The organism is Kribbella pittospori (assembly GCF_004331465.1).
Classification (GTDB): Bacteria; Actinomycetota; Actinomycetes; order Propionibacteriales; family Kribbellaceae; genus Kribbella; species Kribbella pittospori.
Genome location: NZ_SJKB01000001.1, coordinates 836,489 through 853,038 on the forward strand (window position 1 = coordinate 836,489; position 16,550 = coordinate 853,038).

Genomic DNA, 16,550 nt, shown 5'->3' on the forward strand with positions numbered 1-16,550 from the left:
GCCGCGGCGTGGACCGCAGTGGATCTCGGGATCTCTGCAGATCTTCTTCAGGACTTGCGGGCGCGTGGGTTGGGACCGTGATCCGACGGGTGGCGGCTAGGGGTGGCCGCCCCCGTTCCATCCAAGGGGGAGTTCACCATGAACGACGACCGACTGGGCCACGCTGTGGTCATCGGCGGCAGTATGGCCGGCATCCTGACCGCACGGGTGCTGAGCGACCGATTCGACCAGGTCACCATCATCGAGCGGGACCGGCTGCCCGACGGCCCGGAGGTTCGCAAGGGGGTGCCACAGACGCGCCATCTGCACGCGTTCTGGGCCGGCGGGATGGAGGTCGTCGAGCGCCTGTTGCCCGGCGTCGGGAACGACCTGATCGCCGCGGGTGCGGTGCCGCTGGGCTTGCCGACGGAGATGGCCTGGCTGACGCCCTCGGGTCGATGGAGCCAGGCGTTCCCGGCGAGCCAGCGGATCGTTTCGTCGACCCGTGCACTGCTCGAGTGGACCGTACGCAGCCACGTCGAGAAGCTGACCAACCTCCGCTTCTTCACCGAGCACGAGGTCACGGGCCTGAACGTTCGGCCGCCGGGCGAGCTGGCCGGGCTGAGGCTGCGCGATCGCCGATCGGGGGCCACCGCCGAGCTGCCCGCCGATCTGGTCGTCGATGCGAGCGGCCGCGGCTCGAGGCTTCCCGAGTGGCTGGAGGACGCCGGCTTCGCGGCTCCGGAGGAGAGCACCATCGACTCGTTCCTCGGCTACGCGACCAGGATGTTCGAGATCCCTGCTGGGTTCAGCGCTCGCTGGAACGCGGTCTATCTCCAGCCCGCTCCGCCGGTCCATTCGCGCGGCGGGATCATGTTCCCGATCGAGGGGAACCGCTGGGTGCTGACGCTGATCGGAGGCGGTGGGGACTACCCGCCGACCGACGAGCAGGGGTTCCGCGACTTCGCGGCGAGCCTGCGCAGCTCGCTGCTGTCCGAGGTCATCGAGGTCGCCGAGCCGGCCTCGCCGATCTGGGGTTACCGCCGTACGTCGAATCGCCGGCGCCACTACGAGAAGCTGGCGATGCCTGGGCGCCTGCTCGTGATCGGCGACAGTCTGTGCGCCTTCAACCCGTCGTACGGGCAGGGGATGACGGTCGCGGCGAAGGAGGCGGAGCTGCTGACGGGAATCCTGGAGGATTGCCGCTCATCGGCGGACCTGCCTCGTGCCCTCGAGGGCGCTCAGGCTGTGATCGCCACGCGGGTCAAGGGGTCATGGATGCTGGCGACCGGTTCGGACCTGCGGTACCCGACGACCGTCGGCGCGACCCAGACCCGGATGGACAAGGTCGTCAACAAGTACCTCGACCGTGTCCTGGCGGCGGTTCCTGTCGACCCCACCGTGAGTGCCGCGTTCCTGCGCGTGCTCAACCTGATCGACGAGCCGCAAGCCCTGTTCTCGCCACGGCTGATGCCACGCGTGCTGAGGACCCGGCGCCGGCTGCCCGCCGTCCCGAAGGATTTCGTCGTCGACCGAGAGTTGTCGAGCACCGAGCGCCGCCCGTAGCCGCCGCTCCTGGGTGGGTCTCGATGGGGGTGGCGGGTTAGACATAGGATCTCTGCTCATGCGTACCTCGGTGAGCTCCCTGTACTACGACCGCCCGGCAGGCACCTGGCTCGAGGCCCTCCCGCTCGGCAACGGCCGGATCGGAGCCATGTGCTTCGGCGGTGTCGGCTCGGACCGGATCGGCCTGAACGACGAGACGCTCTGGTCGGGGAGCCCCGAGACGCAGCGGATGCTGTCGACACCGCTCGGCGACACCGGAGCCCAAGCAGTGCAGGCGGTCCGGGACGCGCTGGCGGCCGGCGACATCCGTCGCGCCGAGGAGTTGGCGGGCGGCTTCCAGGCCGGCCACTCGCAGGCCTACCTGCCGCTCGGTGACCTGCTGCTGGAGTACACGACCTCGGGCGACGTCACGCAGTACCGCAGAGAGCTCGACCTGGATACGGCGACCGCCACGGCTGCGTATGAGGTCGGAGGTCTCGCGGTCCGGCAGCAGGTCTTCGTGAGCGAGCCGGCCGGTGCGCTCGTACTCCGGCTCACCGCGTCCCAACCGATCGGACTCGTCGCCCGCCTCACGTCACAGCTGCATTCCCGCGCTCATCGGACCGACGACGGCATCGGCCTCCTGCTCCAGGCCCCGGCGAACGTCGCCCCGCCGCACCGCGACGTACCCGATGCCGTCCACTACTCCGACGGCCCCGACCGCGGCATGGCGGCGGCCATCTCGCTCCGGGCCACGACCGACGGCGAGATCCGCGTCGACGACGCGGGCCTGACCATCGAGAACGCCACCGATCTCACCCTCGTCCTGTCGACAGCCACCGGGTACGACGGCCCGTCGACGCCACCGACCCGATCCGCCGAGGACTGCTTCGCCCAGGCCGACGAGAAGGTGCGCGCTGCACTCACCCACGGGTACGACGACCTCCACGCCGAGCACCTGAAGGACCACCAGGCACTGTTCCGCCGCTCCTCGCTCGAACTGCCGGGCAACGACACCGCCGACCTGCCGACCGACGTACGGCTGCGGAACGGTGACGACCCCGCGCTCGCCGCGCTGGTCTTCAACTACGGCCGCTATCTGATGATCGCGAGCTCCCGCCCCGGCGGCCTGCCGACCAATCTGCAAGGTATCTGGAACGACATCCTCCAGCCGCCGTGGAGCTCGAACTACACGGTCAACATCAACACCGAGATGAACTACTGGCCCGCCGAGACGACCAACCTCGCCGAGTGCCACGAGCCGCTGCTGACCTATGTCGAGCACCTGGCCGAGGCCGGTCGTCGTACGGCGCAGGAGCGGTACGGCTGCGGCGGTTGGACCGCGCACCACAACGCCGACGCGTGGTGCTGGACGATCCCGGTCGACGGCAATCCGAAGTGGTCCAACTGGCCGATGGCGGGTGCCTGGCTGGTCCGTCATCTGTGGGACCACTACGCGTTCTCGGCTGATCGTGAGTTCCTGGGCCGCGCCTGGCCGGTACTGCGGGGTGCGGCGGAGTTCTGCCTGGACTGGCTGACCGAGTTGCCCGACGGCAGTCTGGGTACGTCACCGTCCACGTCACCGGAGAACGACTACGTCGCGCGGGATGGTGCGCCGGCGTCGGTGACTGTGTCGGCGACGATGGACCTCGCGCTGATCGCCGACCTGTTCGATCGGTGCGTGATGACCGCCGACGTCCTCGAGATGACCGACCCATTGGTCGAGCGGTTCGCCACGGCGCGCAAGCGGATCCCCGAGCCGTCGATCGGTAGCCGGGGGCAACTACAAGAGTGGGCCGCCGACCTGACCGAGGATGATCCGCACCACCGGCACACCTCGCACCTGATCGGCGTACACCCCGGCGACTCGATCACCCCCGACCGCACTCCGGCGCTGGCGGCCGCTGCGGCTCGTACGCTCGACCTCCGCGGTGACCTCGCGACCGGTTGGTCGCTGGCCTGGAAGATCAACCTCAGGGCACGACTGCGCGATCCGGCTGCGGCACACCGGTTCGTGCGCGCGTTCCTGACTCCTGCCGACGACACCGAGACGGACTACGTCGGCAGCGGCGCGGGTGTGTACCCGAACCTGCTCTGCGCCCACCCGCCGTTCCAGATCGACGGCAACTTCGGCGCGACCGCGGGCATCGCGGAGATGCTCCTACAGAGCCACACCGACGAGATCGAGATCCTGCCGGCCCTACCGACTGAATGGCCGACAGGCCAGGTCACTGGCCTGCGCGCCCGCGGCGGCGTGACCGTCGACATCACCTGGTCACCCGACGGTTCCGCGGCCGTCTTCACCGCGGACCGCGACCAGCAACGCACCATCCGCCACGGCAACACCCGCACCCCGGTCACGCTCGCAGCCGGAGTCGCCCACCGACTGCACCTTTAGCCGCCGCACCCGCGCTGTCCGGAACTTTTTCGCCGCCAGGCGGCGAAAAAGTTCCGCAAACCAGTGCAGGCGCGGATCTGCAGCCGGCCGGGGCAGCGGGGTCGGTGGGGTGGCCGGGGGCAGCGGATCGGCCGGGGTTAGCTCTTCTTGCGGTTCAGGAAGGCGAGCATGGCTTCCTGGGCGGCGGAGGAGCCGAACAGGCTGGCCGACAGGTCGGCGAGGTCCTTGCCGCGGGCATCGATGTCGGCGAGGAGTTCGCGGTTGAGCAGCTTCTTGGTCTCACGCAGGCCCTGAGGCGCGCCCTTCAGCAGCGACTCCACGACCGAGTCGACCGCGGTGTCGAGGTCGTCGTCCGGGACTGCGACTGTGACCAGACCAAGCCGCGCGGCCTCGGCGCCGTCGAAGCTGTTGCCGGTGAGGAAGGTGTACGCCGCCGCACGGTCGGTCAGCCGGGGGAGCACGGTGAGCGAGATCGTCGCCGCTGCGAGTCCCAGCCTGACCTCGGTGAGCGCGAACGTCGTACTCGCGCCGGCGACACTGATGTCGGCGGCGGCCACGATGCCGATCCCACCAGCCCGCACCGGACCCGCGACTCGCGCGACCACCGGCTTCGGGTTGGCAACGATCGCTCGCTGGACGTCGACCATCCGCTGCGCGCCGACACCCATGCCTACGGTGGTCGCCTCGGACAGGTCGGCCCCTGAGCAGAACACATCCAGCGCCGACCGGATCACGATCACCCGGACCTCGTCGTCCGCGCCCGCGCCGTCCAGCCGCTCCAGCAGTTCACCGGTGAACTGCTGAGAGAGGGCGTTCTTGTTGTGCGGCGAGTCGAGCGTGATGGTCGCCACGGCGTCGGCCACGGTCAGGTGCACGAGTTCCGTCATGGAGACATCCAACACCCGCCCGGCCCTCGGCGGCTGTAATCAGCCGCACAAGCCGGTCAGGTCAGGATCCGCGCGGGCCGAGCGGGTCGGCGTGCCGGTGGACGATCTTCCAGCCGTCGTCCTCCTTGCGGAAGACCATCGTGGCCCGCAGCGCATGCGGGAAGTCATCGGGCTGGTCGACGTACTTCACTGTGCAGCGCTCGATCGCGACGGAGTACGCCGTGTCGCTGCCGACGTGCTTGTCGAGGTACTCGAACTCGACCTTGGCGCCACTCGGACGGAACTGCGCCGAGGCCCACTGGTACCGCGGACCGACCTGCGACCAGCCGACCTCGAGTCCACCGAAACCACCGAAGATCGAGGTCTGTTCGCTGTGCGACACCAGCGGCATCCACAACGACGAGTCCCCGTTCACGAAGGCCGTGTTGGCCTGCTCGAACCGGTCCAGGAACGCCTCGAAGCTCTCGGTCACTCCGGGCAGTTTACGGGGCCTGGGGTCTACTTCCCGTCGGCGTACGTCGGGGACAGCTCGCGGGCGAGGTGCTCGATGAACAGGCCGACGTCGGTGACGATGCCGCGGGCCTGGGACGAGCCGCGGTCGGCCAGCTTGGTCACCGTGGCCGGGTTGATGTCGACGCAGGTGAGCGGGATCGACGAGGGCAAGATGTTGCCGGTGGCAACCGAATGCAGCATGGTCGCGGCCATCAGGCAGTAGCCCACGCCGGGCAGTTCGGCCCGCATCGCGCGCTGACCCTCGAGTACGTCGGTGTACACGTCCGGCAGCGGGCCGTCGTCGCGCACCGACCCGACCAGGACGAAGTTCTTCCCCTTCTTCACCAGCGCGTGCATGACGCCGGAGGTGAGCACGCCCTGCTCGACCGCGGCCGCGATCGAGCCGGCCTTGCGGATGGTGTTGATCGCGCGGATGTGGTGCTCGTGGCCGTGCTCCACCCCGCGACCGCGGGCCAGGTCGACGCCGAGCGACGTACCGTAGAGCGACGACTCGATGTCGTGGGTGGCCAGGGCGTTTCCGGCGAACAGGACGTCGACGAACCCGGACTCGACCAGCGCCACCATCGCCGGCGCGGCGCCGGTGTGCACGATGCCCGGGCCGCCGACCCAGAGCACCTTCAGGCCGTTCGCCTTCGCCTCGCGCATGCCGTCGGCGACCTGCATGACCAGCACCCGCTGCGGCTTCTCGCTGGACACGTCCGACTCCATGAAGCCGAACGACTCCTCCGCGTTCGCGACGATCGGGGGAGTGACCTTGACGCCCTGGGCGCTGGTGATGATCCGCATCCCGGCCTTCACGTCCGACATCGGGATCGTGCGCACAGCGTCGCCCTCAACCAGCAGGCCACAGTCCATCTCCGGGTTCTGCACCGCGACCCAGTGGCCGCCGAGCCGGACCTTGGTCGGCAGGTTGGTGGTGGAGTAGAAGCCGTCCGGGAAGACACCGTCCTGGGACACCTCGGTGATCTCCGGCGTGCCGGGGTCGACCAGGTTCGCGCCCTTGGTCTGGATCCGCATCAGCAGCCGCTGCAGCGACTCCTCGTCGTCGGCGCCGACCGTCATCCGGACCGTGGACGGGTCGTCCTTGTCGTAGCCGAGGTCGAACTTGTCCAGCGTGTACTCACCGCCGTACCCGCGGATGTCGTCCAGGACCCGGGACAGCAGCCCGGAGTCCATCAGGTGGCCGGTGATCTCGACGGTCTCGGTGACCTGCACGGGTACCTCCCCTACGCATTCGTCGGATTGTCCGACGATCCGCATGCTAGCTCAGACGACGGCCCCGTCATCAGGCGTGTCATCAGGTGGCAACCGATCCTTCATCCGGATCACCAGGGTGAGGAATCCGCCGATGAATCCGACCACCGCGAGGGTGGTGATCCGGCCGGTGCCGAAGTCGAGGACGGCGGCCAGGATCAGCAGCAGCGGGCCGCCGATCAGGCCGAGCCAGGCGATCCGGCTGATCCAGTCCAGCCGGGGTGCGCGCGGCGGCTCCGGCGGGACGAAGTGGTCGTGCGGGTCGTCCTCCCGCTTGGCCGGCTTCTCGTCTTCCTCGTCGTCGTCCGGCGTGTCCTTGATCACGAGCCCGGCCGGTACGTCGATCAGCGGCTCGTACTTGTCGTCGACGTCCTCACTGGCCGGCCACCGCGGCACCGGGGTCTCGCCGCCGTCGTGCCCGGGCGCCGACGGCGCGTTGAACTGCTCGACCAGCGACTTCCACTCGGCGTCCTCGGTGCTCCGCTCGATCACCGGACGGGCCCGCTCCACCGCCTCCGCATCGACGAAGATCACGTCGTACCCGGCCGGGATGTGGATGGGCTCCTCCGCCTCTTCCGGCGTCTTGGCCTCGCTCTGCGCCTCGCAGTACGCCGCGATGCCGGCCTCGGCGAGCGCGGTCAGGACCGGTTCGGCGACCAGTGGGTCGATCCCGCCGAGCGACGTGTACGCCGTGGCGGTGAGGCCGTTGTCACGCATCGGCGGCAACCCGCCGGATGAAGGCTGTCGAGTCCGCGAAGATGCGCGGTGCGTCGTTGTCCAGAGTTGCCACGTGATAGCTGTCCTCGAGCAGGGTCTCGGTCACATCGCGGGACGAGATCGAGGCAAGCACGGTCCGCCCCGAGCTCGGTTCCACCACATGATCGACAGTACTGCGGAACATCAGCACGGGCTGCGTGACTTTGGCCAGATCCTCGCGAGTTGTCTGCCACAACTGGGACAGCGACTGCAGCGCGCGGAGCGGCATCCGGTCGTACGCGCCCTCGTCCATGCCCGGCTTCTTGATGTCGTTCGAGATGCCGGGGAACGACGGCATCAGTCGGGACAGCACCGGCAGCAGCACCATCCGCTTGTCGTCGGTGCGCACGGATGGGTTGATCAGGACCAGACCGGAAATGTCGGTGCCGTGCTCCTCGGCGAGCCGCAGGACCAGGCAGCCGCCCATCGAGAGTCCGGCCAGGAAGACCTGGTCGTGCTCCTTGCGCAAGCGCTCCAGTTCGTTGTCCAGGACGGCGTACCAGTCCGGCCAGCCGGTCTTGTTCATCTCCTGCCAACTGGTCCCGTGGCCGGGCAGCCGCGGTACGGCGACGCCGTACCCGTCGGCGGCCAGGTGCTCGGCGAGCGGGCGCATCGACTTCGGCGAGCCGGTGAATCCGTGGCTCAGCAGGACTCCGATCGCGGCGTTCGCCCCGCTCCCGGGGCTGCGGTAGTCCTCCGCATGGCCTTGCACTGGCACGGTCACTCCTCGCCGTCAGAGTCCTCACAGACGGTCAGGCCGCACCGGCCTGCTCGCAACTCCATGGTCGCATTTGGGCTGCATCCAGTCTGCAACAAGGTGACAACACAGTGAGCAACACGGAGATTCCTGGCGGTGACATTGCCTGAGGGGGAAGCTGGAACGTAGTGTCCTGCACCGACGGTGGGCGCCGGAGCTTGTCGCGGCCGTCACCGGTGGGCACTGGTGCCGGACGAGGTACAGGCCGACGATGGTCGGTGGTGAAGGTGTCGGGCGAGCGACGGAGGTCGAGGCGGATGCTGTACCTGTTCCTCAGGCGGTTCATCGTCGCCCCGTTGGTGAAGTTGCTCTTCCATCCCCGGGTAACGGGGCTGGAGAACATCCCGACCACCGGCCCGGCGTTGCTGGTCAGCAACCACCTCGCGTTCTGCGACTCGATCTTCCTGCCGGTCGCCGTACCGCGGCAGATCGTGTTCCCGGCCAAGTCGGAGTACTTCACCGCGCCCGGTCTGAAGGGGAAGCTGGTGGCGACCTTCTTCCGGTCCGTCGGCCAGATCCCGATCGACCGGTCGGGCGGGCGCGCCTCGCTGGCCGCGCTGAACACCGGGCTGGACATCCTGAAGAAGGGCGAGCTGTTCGGGATCTACCCCGAGGGCACCCGCTCGCCCGACGGCCGGCTCTACAAGGGCAAGACCGGCGTCGCCCGGATGGCGATCGTGGCCGGCGTACCCGTGATCCCGGTCGCGATGATCGACACCGAGAAGCTGCAGCCGCCCGGCACGCTCTGGCCGCAGTGGCTGGTCCGTGAGCCCGGCCGCCGGCTGCCCCGGCTGGTCCGCCCGGGTGTGGCGATCGGCAAGCCGCTGGACTTCTCCCGCTACGAGGGCATGGAGCGCGACCGGTTCGTGCTCCGCTCGGTCACCGACGAGATCATGTACGCGATGATGGAGCTGTCCGGCCAGGAATACGTCGACATGTACGCCGAGAAGGCCAAGGAGCTGCTCAAGAAGGGCGAGTCCATCGACGAGCACGTCCGGTTCGGCGACACCAAGGCCAGCTGACTCGTTCCGACCTCGTCCACGGGTGAGGATGTCCGCATGGACAGCGACCTGAACGTGCTCGGCGAACCATTGGAGGAGTGCGGGACCGATCCGGTCACCGGCTTCTACCGGGACGGCTGCTGCACCAGCGGCCCCGAGGATCTGGGCAGCCACACGGTGTGTGCCGTGATGACCGCGGAGTTCCTGGCCCACCAGGTCTCGGTCGGCAACGACCTGGTCACCCCGCGACCCGAGCTGCAGTTCGCCGGTCTCCAGCCTGGCGACCGCTGGTGTGTGGTCGCGGTCCGCTGGCTGCAGGCGTACCGCGACGGTGCCGCGGCGCCCGTCGTACTCGCCTCGACCCACGCCCGGTCCCTGGACACCATTCCGCTGACGGTGCTGCGGGAGCACGCGGTCGACGTACCGGCGGATCCTGGCTCGCTGACCTGAGACGGTCACAGTCCGTCCGGAGGGCTGGCCTAGAGTTGGGCCCATGCAATTCGCGACGTTGAGTGCGGGGGAAGTCCCCGGAGTGCCTGGGCTGGACGATCTGCGGGCGCTGAAGCCGCTGCAGCAGCCGGAGTGGCCGGACTCCGCCACGCTGGACCAGGTGATCGGCGAGCTGCGCAAGCTGCCGCCGCTGGTGTTCGCCGGTGAGTGCGACGACCTGACCACCAAGATCGGTGCGGTCGCGCGTGGCGAGGCGTTCATCCTCCAGGGCGGTGACTGCGCGGAGACCTTCGACGGCGTGACCGCGGAGAACATCCGGGCCAAGCTGCGGGTCCTGCTGCAGATGGCCGTCGTACTCCAGTACGCCGCGAGTGTGCCGGTGGTGAAGGTCGGCCGGATCGCCGGCCAGTACGCCAAGCCGCGGAGCTCCGGTGAGGAGACGCGCAACGGTGTCACGCTGCCGTCGTACCGGGGTGACGCGGTCAACGGGCTCGAGTTCACTCCCGAGGCACGGAACCCGGACCCGAACCGGCTGCGCGGCGTCTACAACGCGGCCGCGGCAACGCTCAACCTGACCCGCGCGTTCACCACCGGTGGGTACGCCGACCTGCACCAGGTGCACGCGTGGAACACCGACTTCGTGAAGTCCTCGCCGGTCGGGCAGAAGTACGAGCGGCTGGCGTCCGAGATCGAGCGCGCGCTCGCCTTCATGCGGGCATGCGGTGCTACGGCGGACGAGTTCAAGACCGTCGACTTCTACGCCTCCCACGAGGCGCTGATCCTCGAGTACGAGCACGCGCTGACCCGGATCGACTCGCGCACCCAGCAGCCGTACGACGTCTCCGGCCACCTGCTGTGGGTGGGGGAGCGGACCCGGCAGCTGGACGGCGCGCATGTCGAGTTCCTGGCGTCGCTGTCGAATCCGCTCGGCGTGAAGATCGGGCCGACCACGACTCCGGAGTACATCCGGACGCTGATCGACAAGCTGAACCCGAAGGGCATCGAGGGCCGGCTGACCTTCATCACCCGGATGGGCGCGGGTAAGATCCGCGACGGGCTGCCGCCGCTGCTGGAGGCGGTCCGCGACCACGGCTCGCCGATCGCATGGGTGTGCGACCCGATGCACGGGAACACCTTCGAGACGCCGAACGGGTACAAGACCCGCAACTTCGAGGACGTCATGGACGAGGTCCAGGGCTTCTTCGACGCGCACGAGCAGGTCGGGACGTGGCCGGGCGGCATGCACATCGAGCTCACCGGCGACGACGTGACCGAGTGCCTGGGCGGCGGTGAGGAGCTGGTCGCCGAGGACTTGGTGAATCGCTACGAGACCGCCTGCGACCCACGGCTGAACCGGCACCAGTCGCTCGAGCTCGCGTTCCTGGTCGCCGAGCGGCTGCGGGTCGCGCGAGCGTGATTGACCTGCGGTCCGACACCGTGACCCGGCCGTCGGCCGGGATGCTGGCGGCGATGACGTCGGCACCCCTCGGCGACGACGTGTACGGCGAGGACCCGACCATCAACCGGTTGGAGGAGACGGTCGCCGGGCTGCTCGGTCACGAGGCCGGCCTGTTCACCGTCACCGGGTCGCTCGCGAACATGCTCGGCGTACGGGCGCTGGTGTCGCCTGGGGCGGAGATCCTGTGTGAGGCGAGCGCACACATCGCCCGGGCCGAGCTCGGCGCCCACGCGGCCGTCAGCGGCGTCACCACGCGGACGTGGAGCGCGCCGGCCGGGCAGATCGACCTCGAGCAGATCCGCGCGCTGATCGCGCCGGACCTCGGGTCGTACTTCGTGTCCACCGCGGCGGTGTCGGTCGAGAACACGCACAACTTCGGCGGCGGCGCGATCCAGCACGGGTACGACGCTCTGGCCGACGAGCTGGACGCGTTGGGGCTGCCGTTGCACCTGGACGGTGCGCGGCTGTGGAACGCGTCGGTGGCGTCCGGTGTACCGGTCGCGGCGTACGCGTCCCGTGCGACCGCTGCCAGCGTGTGTCTGTCGAAGGGGCTCGGTGCTCCGGTCGGCTCTGTGCTGGTCGGATCGACCGAGCTGATCCGTGAGGCTCGCATCTGGCGGAAGCGGCTGGGCGGGGGCTGGCGCCAAGCCGGCGTACTCGCGGCTGCCGGTCTCTACGCCCTGGAGCACAACGTCCAGCGGCTGGCGGAGGACCACTCCAACGCGCGACTGATCGCGGACGTGTTGGCCGACGCCGCTCCAGGGTCCGTCAAGCCCGACCAGGTCGAGACCAACATCGTGGTCGCCGACCTCGCCGCCACCGGCAAGACAGTCGCCCAGGTGGTCGAGGCTGCGCGCGCGGCCGGCGTACTCGTCGGCGGTGTCGGCCACACCCAGCTCCGCGTGGTCACACACCTGGACGCCTCGACCGTCGACTGCCGTACGGCGGCCGAAACCCTCGCCCGCATCCTGCAGTAGGCGAGGGTTTCGGCGCGCGCGGTCAGCGCAGGTGGTACGCGTCGATCGTGGTCAGGTCAGTCGTGTTCCCGTCCGCGTCGGCGCGAGACTCTCTCGGCCGGATGGCGACCTCTGGCGGATCGGGGTTCGGGCCGGGATAGGCTGCAGGCGTCGGGGTTCGCAGCGTTCGGGGAGAGCCGTGCGAGAGATCGTCGTGTTCAGCGGAAGTGCCCACACTGATTTGGCGGAGCGGATCTGTGCCGATCTCGGCGTACCGCTCGCACCAGTCGAAATCCATCGTTTCAGCAACGACTGCCTGCAGGTACAACTGCAGGAGAACTGTCGGCAGCGAGACGTGTACATCGTGCAACCACTGGTGCCGCCGACGCAGGAGCACCTGATGGAGCTCCTCCTGATGATCGACGCCGCACGCGGGGCCTCGGCGCAGCAGATCACAGCCGTGATGCCGCACTACGCGTACGCACGGTCGGACAAGAAGGACGCGTCCCGCATCTCGATCGGCGGCCGCCTCGTCGCCGACATGCTGGTCACAGCCGGCGTCGACCGTGTCCTCACCATGGCTCTGCACGCACCCCAGGTGCACGGCTTCTTCTCGGTCCCGGTCGACCACCTGACCGCGATCGGCGTACTCGCCGACCACTTCCGCGGCCGCGACCTGACCGACACGGTCGTAGTCAGCCCGGACCTCGGCAACGCCAAGACCGCCACCCAGTTCTCGCGCCTACTCGGCCTCCCGGTCGCCGCCGGCAGCAAGCAGCGCCTCGCCGACGACCGAGTCGTGATCGACGCAATCGTCGGCGACGTAGCCGGCAAACGAGCGATCATCCTCGACGACGAGATCGCCACCGGCGGCTCGATCATCGAACTCCTAGACCGCCTGAAAGACCTCGGCTGCACCCAGGCCGCCGTAGCCACCACCCACGGCCTGTTCGCAGGCAAGGCAGTCGAGCGACTCCGGTCGCACCCATCCGTCACCGAGGTCATCAGCACCGACACCGTCCCGCGCCCCGCCGGCTTCCCCGAACTCCAGGTCAGCTCCGTCGCCGGCCTCTTCGCCGAGGCCATCAAGCGCATCCACGAAGGCGAATCCGTCAGCAGCCTCTTCGACGGCGTAGACCCCACCCACGCCCCACCCCAACCCAAACTCCCGTTCTAGTACGTCGGGAAGGTCCGACCCACGCGTGCTCCCTTCTTCGCTCCGCTCCTCACTCGCACCAGCTACGCCCGCTCCACCCACCCCCGGCTCATCGCCGTCCCTCCCCAAGCCGGCTACCGCCGGCCTTGCGGGCTGCCGCCCGCCCGCGACTACGTGGCCGGCGCCTGCGGTCGAACGGACCGTGATGACCGGAACTATGGAAGCCAGCCTCGATCCTCTGGCGCCCGAGCACACACCGGCCACCCGGGGCGCTCGAGATGTCCTCGGTCATGAGCTCGGTTGCAGGCGGATCACTACGTCGGCGCGGCCATCATCTGGCCACGGAACCACCCAGGATCCTCGGTGCCGCCGGGGTGCGGACGTGCCGCACTCACCAACCCGGCCGTCGGCCGACCTCCACGCCCGAACTGACCGTGGCGAACTCGGCCTCCGGGTAGTTGCTGAGTGCGGCACGTCCGCCCATGCCGCGACGATCCCCGCGTGGTGCGCGACCACCGCCCGCCACCATCTCACCGGCTGACCGGCCACTCCCCGGCTGGGTGCGGGACGCGACTTTGGGCACGGATCGGTCACGCGGGCCGGGATTTGGTGGTTGATCGGTGCTCAACGTCGGTAGCGGTCAGTGGGCGACTAGATGCCTGACTCACGAGCGGCCGGGTTCGGGGTGCGTCCTACTGCACATTTTGGTCCGAGATCGTGCCCGGATCAGTCAGGTTCCATGAGTAGGCCCGGCACAACGGGATCTCCTCCACGGATGAACTCCCACATCGCTGCTCGGCCGAGCTCCACGGAGACCACGTACTCAGCTGGGACCTCCGTGTACGAGCCAAAGTAGTCGAACACGACCATTTTCCCGGTGCCCGAGGATGGACCCACGCTGTGCACCGAGTTGCCGAGGGCATCGATGAACAGGAGTACGACTCCAGTCTCTGCCAGACCGACGATCAAACTCGAACCGTCGGCTGCCTCAACCTCGATCGCGAACATGTGGCGGTTCTCCGCCGCTCCTGCCACGTCAGCGAGCAAGGCATCGACGTGCTGCTGAGATCCAACGGCGATGTCGCGCACACTGTCGGCTCCAGCCCGCACATACCGAACTCGCAAGTCACCCTCGCCCTTCACGATCCTTGTTGTCCACGACCGCGCCCGCGCTGCAGCCACGAACGATGGTGATGACCAAGGTTCGAGGCCCTGACGACCCGGCGGGAGGTGCTCTGGGGCGCGGCGGTGACCTCGCATGCCGGCGACCGTCGACTTCATCATGACAAAACGGCAGACTTGATCGTGATAAACGGCGGAGTTGGGGCGCTAGGTTCTCGTTGTGACTACTAGTACTGCGGCTCGCAAGCCTCTTGCGGCGCTTGCTTTTGGCCCGCGGCGGCCGTTGCTGACTGGTGTTGTGTTCCTGGTGACACTGGCGTGTGGAATCGCGCAGTTGGTGTATCGGCCGCTGTATGACCACGTCGTGCGGGACCCGTCGTACATCGACGCCGGCCAGTGGTATCGCCTGCTGACGGGCATGTTCTTTCAGGACGGCTGGGCGTCCGGGCTGGTTTCGAACCTGGTCTTGCTGGCGGTGTTCGGCACCGTTGCCGAGCGCGTGTTCGGGCGGTGGCGGTGGCTGGTCCTCTACTTCGGCTGCGGATGGTTCGGACAGTTGATGAGCTACCTGTGGCTCAACCCGGTGGGCGCGGGCAACTCGATGTGCGTCGCCGGCCTGATCGGCGGCCTGGCTGCGGTGGTTCTTATGGCTCCTAGCCGGTACGGCGTCCTGCCGCCGCTGCAACTCCGGATCATCGCGCTCGCCGTCCCGGTGCTAGCCGTGGTCGACACGATCCTCCACGACAACCACGGCCTACCCTGCCTACTCGGCATGGCCCTGGGCTACCTGCTCCTGCCAAACCCCAACCACTGATCGGCAGCTGACCGCCACCGCTCTTCGGAGTCGATCCGAGGCTTCCGGTCCGCGCGATGGTAGGTGACGCGCAAGGTGAGTAGCATCGCGCGGCCCGCCGGTATCGCGGCGAAACGCACGGTCATCCCCGCGACAGGCAAGAGCCGGTCGTTGGCCGTCGACTTCGCCGATCTGACCTCCCTAGCCAGAGCTCTCAAACCCGGTGGCACGGTCGCGGTGCTGATCTGTTCCTCCGCTGTCGGAGTCCTCGTTGCGCCGCGTGGGGTGGTTAGTCGTTTGGCGGAGATGGGGCGGGTGGGGGCGGGGTGTGGGTTGGTTCGGGGGAGGTGAGGTTGTTGGTGGCTAGCCAGGTGTCGATGTGGGTCATGGTGGTTTGGAGGATGTCGCCGAAGAGGAGCATGTGGTCGGCGTTGGGGATTTCTTGGTACGTCGCGTTGGGGTACTTCGAGGCGGTGGTGCGGCAGACTGCTGGGACGACGGTGAGGTCCTGGGCGCCGCCGAAGATCAGGACTGGGCCGGTGATCGCGGCGTAGTCGACGCGGGATGCCTTGCTGCGATCGAGTTGTGGGAAGGCCATCTCGCAGTACGCGCGGCCCGACTCGCAGACGAGGTCCTTGTACCGCGCGCGGGAGTCCTCCAGCGTCTGTGTGATCCGTCCGCCCACCTGGAACTTCTCCCAGGTCGGACGGAGCGGCTTGGCCCAGGGGCGCGGCTGGAGGTAGTGGCTCAGGAAGAGTCGGCTCATGGACGGGTACATGGCGAAGATCCCGGCGGCCGGGGCTGGGCAAACGCCGATCAGGCCGGCGTGCGGGGTCCGGGCCGCGACGAGCTGGGCGAGTAGCCCGCCCAAGGAGTGTCCGACGATCAACGGCGGCGATTCCAGCGACTCACACACCTCGACCAGATCGTCCGCGTAGTCCGTCAGGCTGAGCGTCGCGATCTGCGCCGATCCTTCCTGCAGAGGCAGCTCGTGATGGCGCAACGTCGGCGTATGAACAACAAACCCACGGGCTTCGAACGCAGCCCGGGCCTCACGGAAGCTGCTCCCGCGACCCCAGGTTCCGTGAATGAGAACAACATGCTCGACAACGCTCATGCCGCCGAAACTATCCGACCCGGGGGAGCGGGCCGATCAACCCGGTCCGGTCGCCGGCCGCGAGTCGGATGCTCCGTCGCCTCACCGGTCCACCAGCTCAGTGACTCCACGGGTGTACGGCCGTGCGGGGAGGTCGGTACGGGCGGTCCGCGTGGGGGACTACTCCCGTCGCGATCCGCTTGGTTGATCGCGGGTGTGGTGGCGGGCACGGCGGTTGGTGCGGGCGGTAGCCCGCGAAATCCGGCGGTAGCCGGCGAGGGGAAGGACGGCGACAAGCCGGGGGTGGGTTGGACCCTCGCGCGTAGCGCGGCGACGCAGGAGCCGGGCGTAGCAGCGCGTGGGTTGGACCCTCGCGCGTAGTGCGGCGACGGAGGGTTGGACGCAGCACCGCGTGGGAGGATCAGTTG

Annotated in this window: 15 protein-coding genes; 8 read left to right on the forward strand and 7 right to left on the reverse strand. The window is 68.5% G+C overall.

The features are described 5' to 3' along the window. Window positions 1-138: 138 nt before the first annotated feature. Window positions 139-1,545: an FAD-dependent oxidoreductase gene (locus tag E0H73_RS03820; RefSeq protein ID WP_131351258.1), complete on the forward strand. Its 1,407-nt coding sequence runs from the start codon at window positions 139-141 to the stop codon at window positions 1,543-1,545. A gap of 58 nt (window positions 1,546-1,603) precedes the next feature. Further along, window positions 1,604-3,922, forward strand: a complete 2,319-nt coding sequence (locus E0H73_RS03825; RefSeq protein ID WP_131351261.1) for a glycoside hydrolase family 95 protein — start codon at window positions 1,604-1,606, stop codon at window positions 3,920-3,922. A 137-nt stretch (window positions 3,923-4,059) separates the two neighbouring features. Here the strand turns inward: E0H73_RS03825 and E0H73_RS03830 are convergent, their stop codons facing one another. The 5 genes from E0H73_RS03830 to E0H73_RS03850 all read right to left on the reverse strand — a co-directional run bounded on the left by E0H73_RS03830 (window position 4,060) and on the right by E0H73_RS03850 (window position 8,050). Further along, the gene (locus E0H73_RS03830) at window positions 4,060-4,809 is read right to left on the reverse strand and encodes an enoyl-CoA hydratase-related protein (protein ID WP_131351264.1); all 750 of its coding nucleotides are present in this window, start codon (window positions 4,807-4,809) and stop codon (window positions 4,060-4,062) included. Between the two features lie 61 nt (window positions 4,810-4,870). Further along, window positions 4,871-5,281 (reverse strand): YybH family protein, encoded by a 411-nt coding sequence (locus tag E0H73_RS03835; RefSeq protein ID WP_131351267.1) that lies wholly within the window; start codon window positions 5,279-5,281, stop codon window positions 4,871-4,873. Between the two features lie 26 nt (window positions 5,282-5,307). Beyond that, window positions 5,308-6,537: an ornithine cyclodeaminase, nickel-pincer nucleotide-dependent gene (locus E0H73_RS03840; protein WP_131351271.1), complete on the reverse strand. Its 1,230-nt coding sequence runs from the start codon at window positions 6,535-6,537 to the stop codon at window positions 5,308-5,310. Between the two features lie 51 nt (window positions 6,538-6,588). Then, a complete protein-coding gene (locus tag E0H73_RS03845; protein WP_131351274.1) occupies window positions 6,589-7,293 on the reverse strand; it encodes a hypothetical protein in 705 nt (234 codons plus the stop codon). Next, a complete protein-coding gene (locus E0H73_RS03850; protein ID WP_238163787.1) occupies window positions 7,286-8,050 on the reverse strand; it encodes an alpha/beta hydrolase in 765 nt (254 codons plus the stop codon). Before E0H73_RS03850 ends, E0H73_RS03845 begins: the two co-directional genes overlap by 8 nt. 296 nt (window positions 8,051-8,346) lie before the next feature. On the opposite strand from E0H73_RS03850, the gene E0H73_RS03855 reads away from it, so the two are divergent. The 5 genes from E0H73_RS03855 (at window position 8,347) to E0H73_RS03875 (ending at window position 13,132) form a co-directional block, all read left to right on the forward strand. Beyond that, window positions 8,347-9,111: a lysophospholipid acyltransferase family protein gene (locus E0H73_RS03855; protein WP_131351277.1), complete on the forward strand. Its 765-nt coding sequence runs from the start codon at window positions 8,347-8,349 to the stop codon at window positions 9,109-9,111. A 36-nt stretch (window positions 9,112-9,147) separates the two neighbouring features. After that, window positions 9,148-9,540 carry a DUF2237 family protein gene (locus tag E0H73_RS03860; RefSeq protein ID WP_131351280.1) on the forward strand — a complete coding sequence of 131 codons (393 nt, stop codon included), beginning with the start codon at window positions 9,148-9,150 and terminating at the stop codon, window positions 9,538-9,540. A gap of 43 nt (window positions 9,541-9,583) precedes the next feature. Beyond that, on the forward strand, window positions 9,584-10,957 hold the full coding sequence (locus E0H73_RS03865) for a class II 3-deoxy-7-phosphoheptulonate synthase (protein WP_131351283.1): 1,374 nt from the start codon (window positions 9,584-9,586) through the stop codon (window positions 10,955-10,957). Continuing rightward, on the forward strand, window positions 10,954-11,976 hold the full coding sequence (locus E0H73_RS03870; protein ID WP_131351286.1) for a threonine aldolase family protein: 1,023 nt from the start codon (window positions 10,954-10,956) through the stop codon (window positions 11,974-11,976). Before E0H73_RS03865 ends, E0H73_RS03870 begins: the two co-directional genes overlap by 4 nt. 178 nt (window positions 11,977-12,154) lie before the next feature. Next, window positions 12,155-13,132, forward strand: a complete 978-nt coding sequence (locus E0H73_RS03875; protein WP_131351289.1) for a ribose-phosphate diphosphokinase — start codon at window positions 12,155-12,157, stop codon at window positions 13,130-13,132. A gap of 705 nt (window positions 13,133-13,837) precedes the next feature. Here E0H73_RS03875 and E0H73_RS03880 read toward each other — a convergent pair. After that, the gene (locus E0H73_RS03880; RefSeq protein WP_165555478.1) at window positions 13,838-14,200 is read right to left on the reverse strand and encodes an Imm1 family immunity protein; all 363 of its coding nucleotides are present in this window, start codon (window positions 14,198-14,200) and stop codon (window positions 13,838-13,840) included. 253 nt (window positions 14,201-14,453) lie between these two features. Between E0H73_RS03880 and E0H73_RS03885 the strand changes: the two genes are divergently transcribed. After that, complete coding sequence (locus tag E0H73_RS03885) at window positions 14,454-15,047, forward strand: rhomboid family intramembrane serine protease (protein ID WP_131351295.1); 594 nt, start codon at window positions 14,454-14,456, stop codon at window positions 15,045-15,047. A 268-nt stretch (window positions 15,048-15,315) separates the two neighbouring features. On the opposite strand, the gene E0H73_RS03890 is transcribed toward E0H73_RS03885, so the two are convergent. After that, window positions 15,316-16,143, reverse strand: coding sequence for an alpha/beta hydrolase (locus E0H73_RS03890; RefSeq protein WP_131351298.1), 828 nt, complete (start codon window positions 16,141-16,143; stop codon window positions 15,316-15,318). Window positions 16,144-16,550 lie beyond the last annotated feature (407 nt).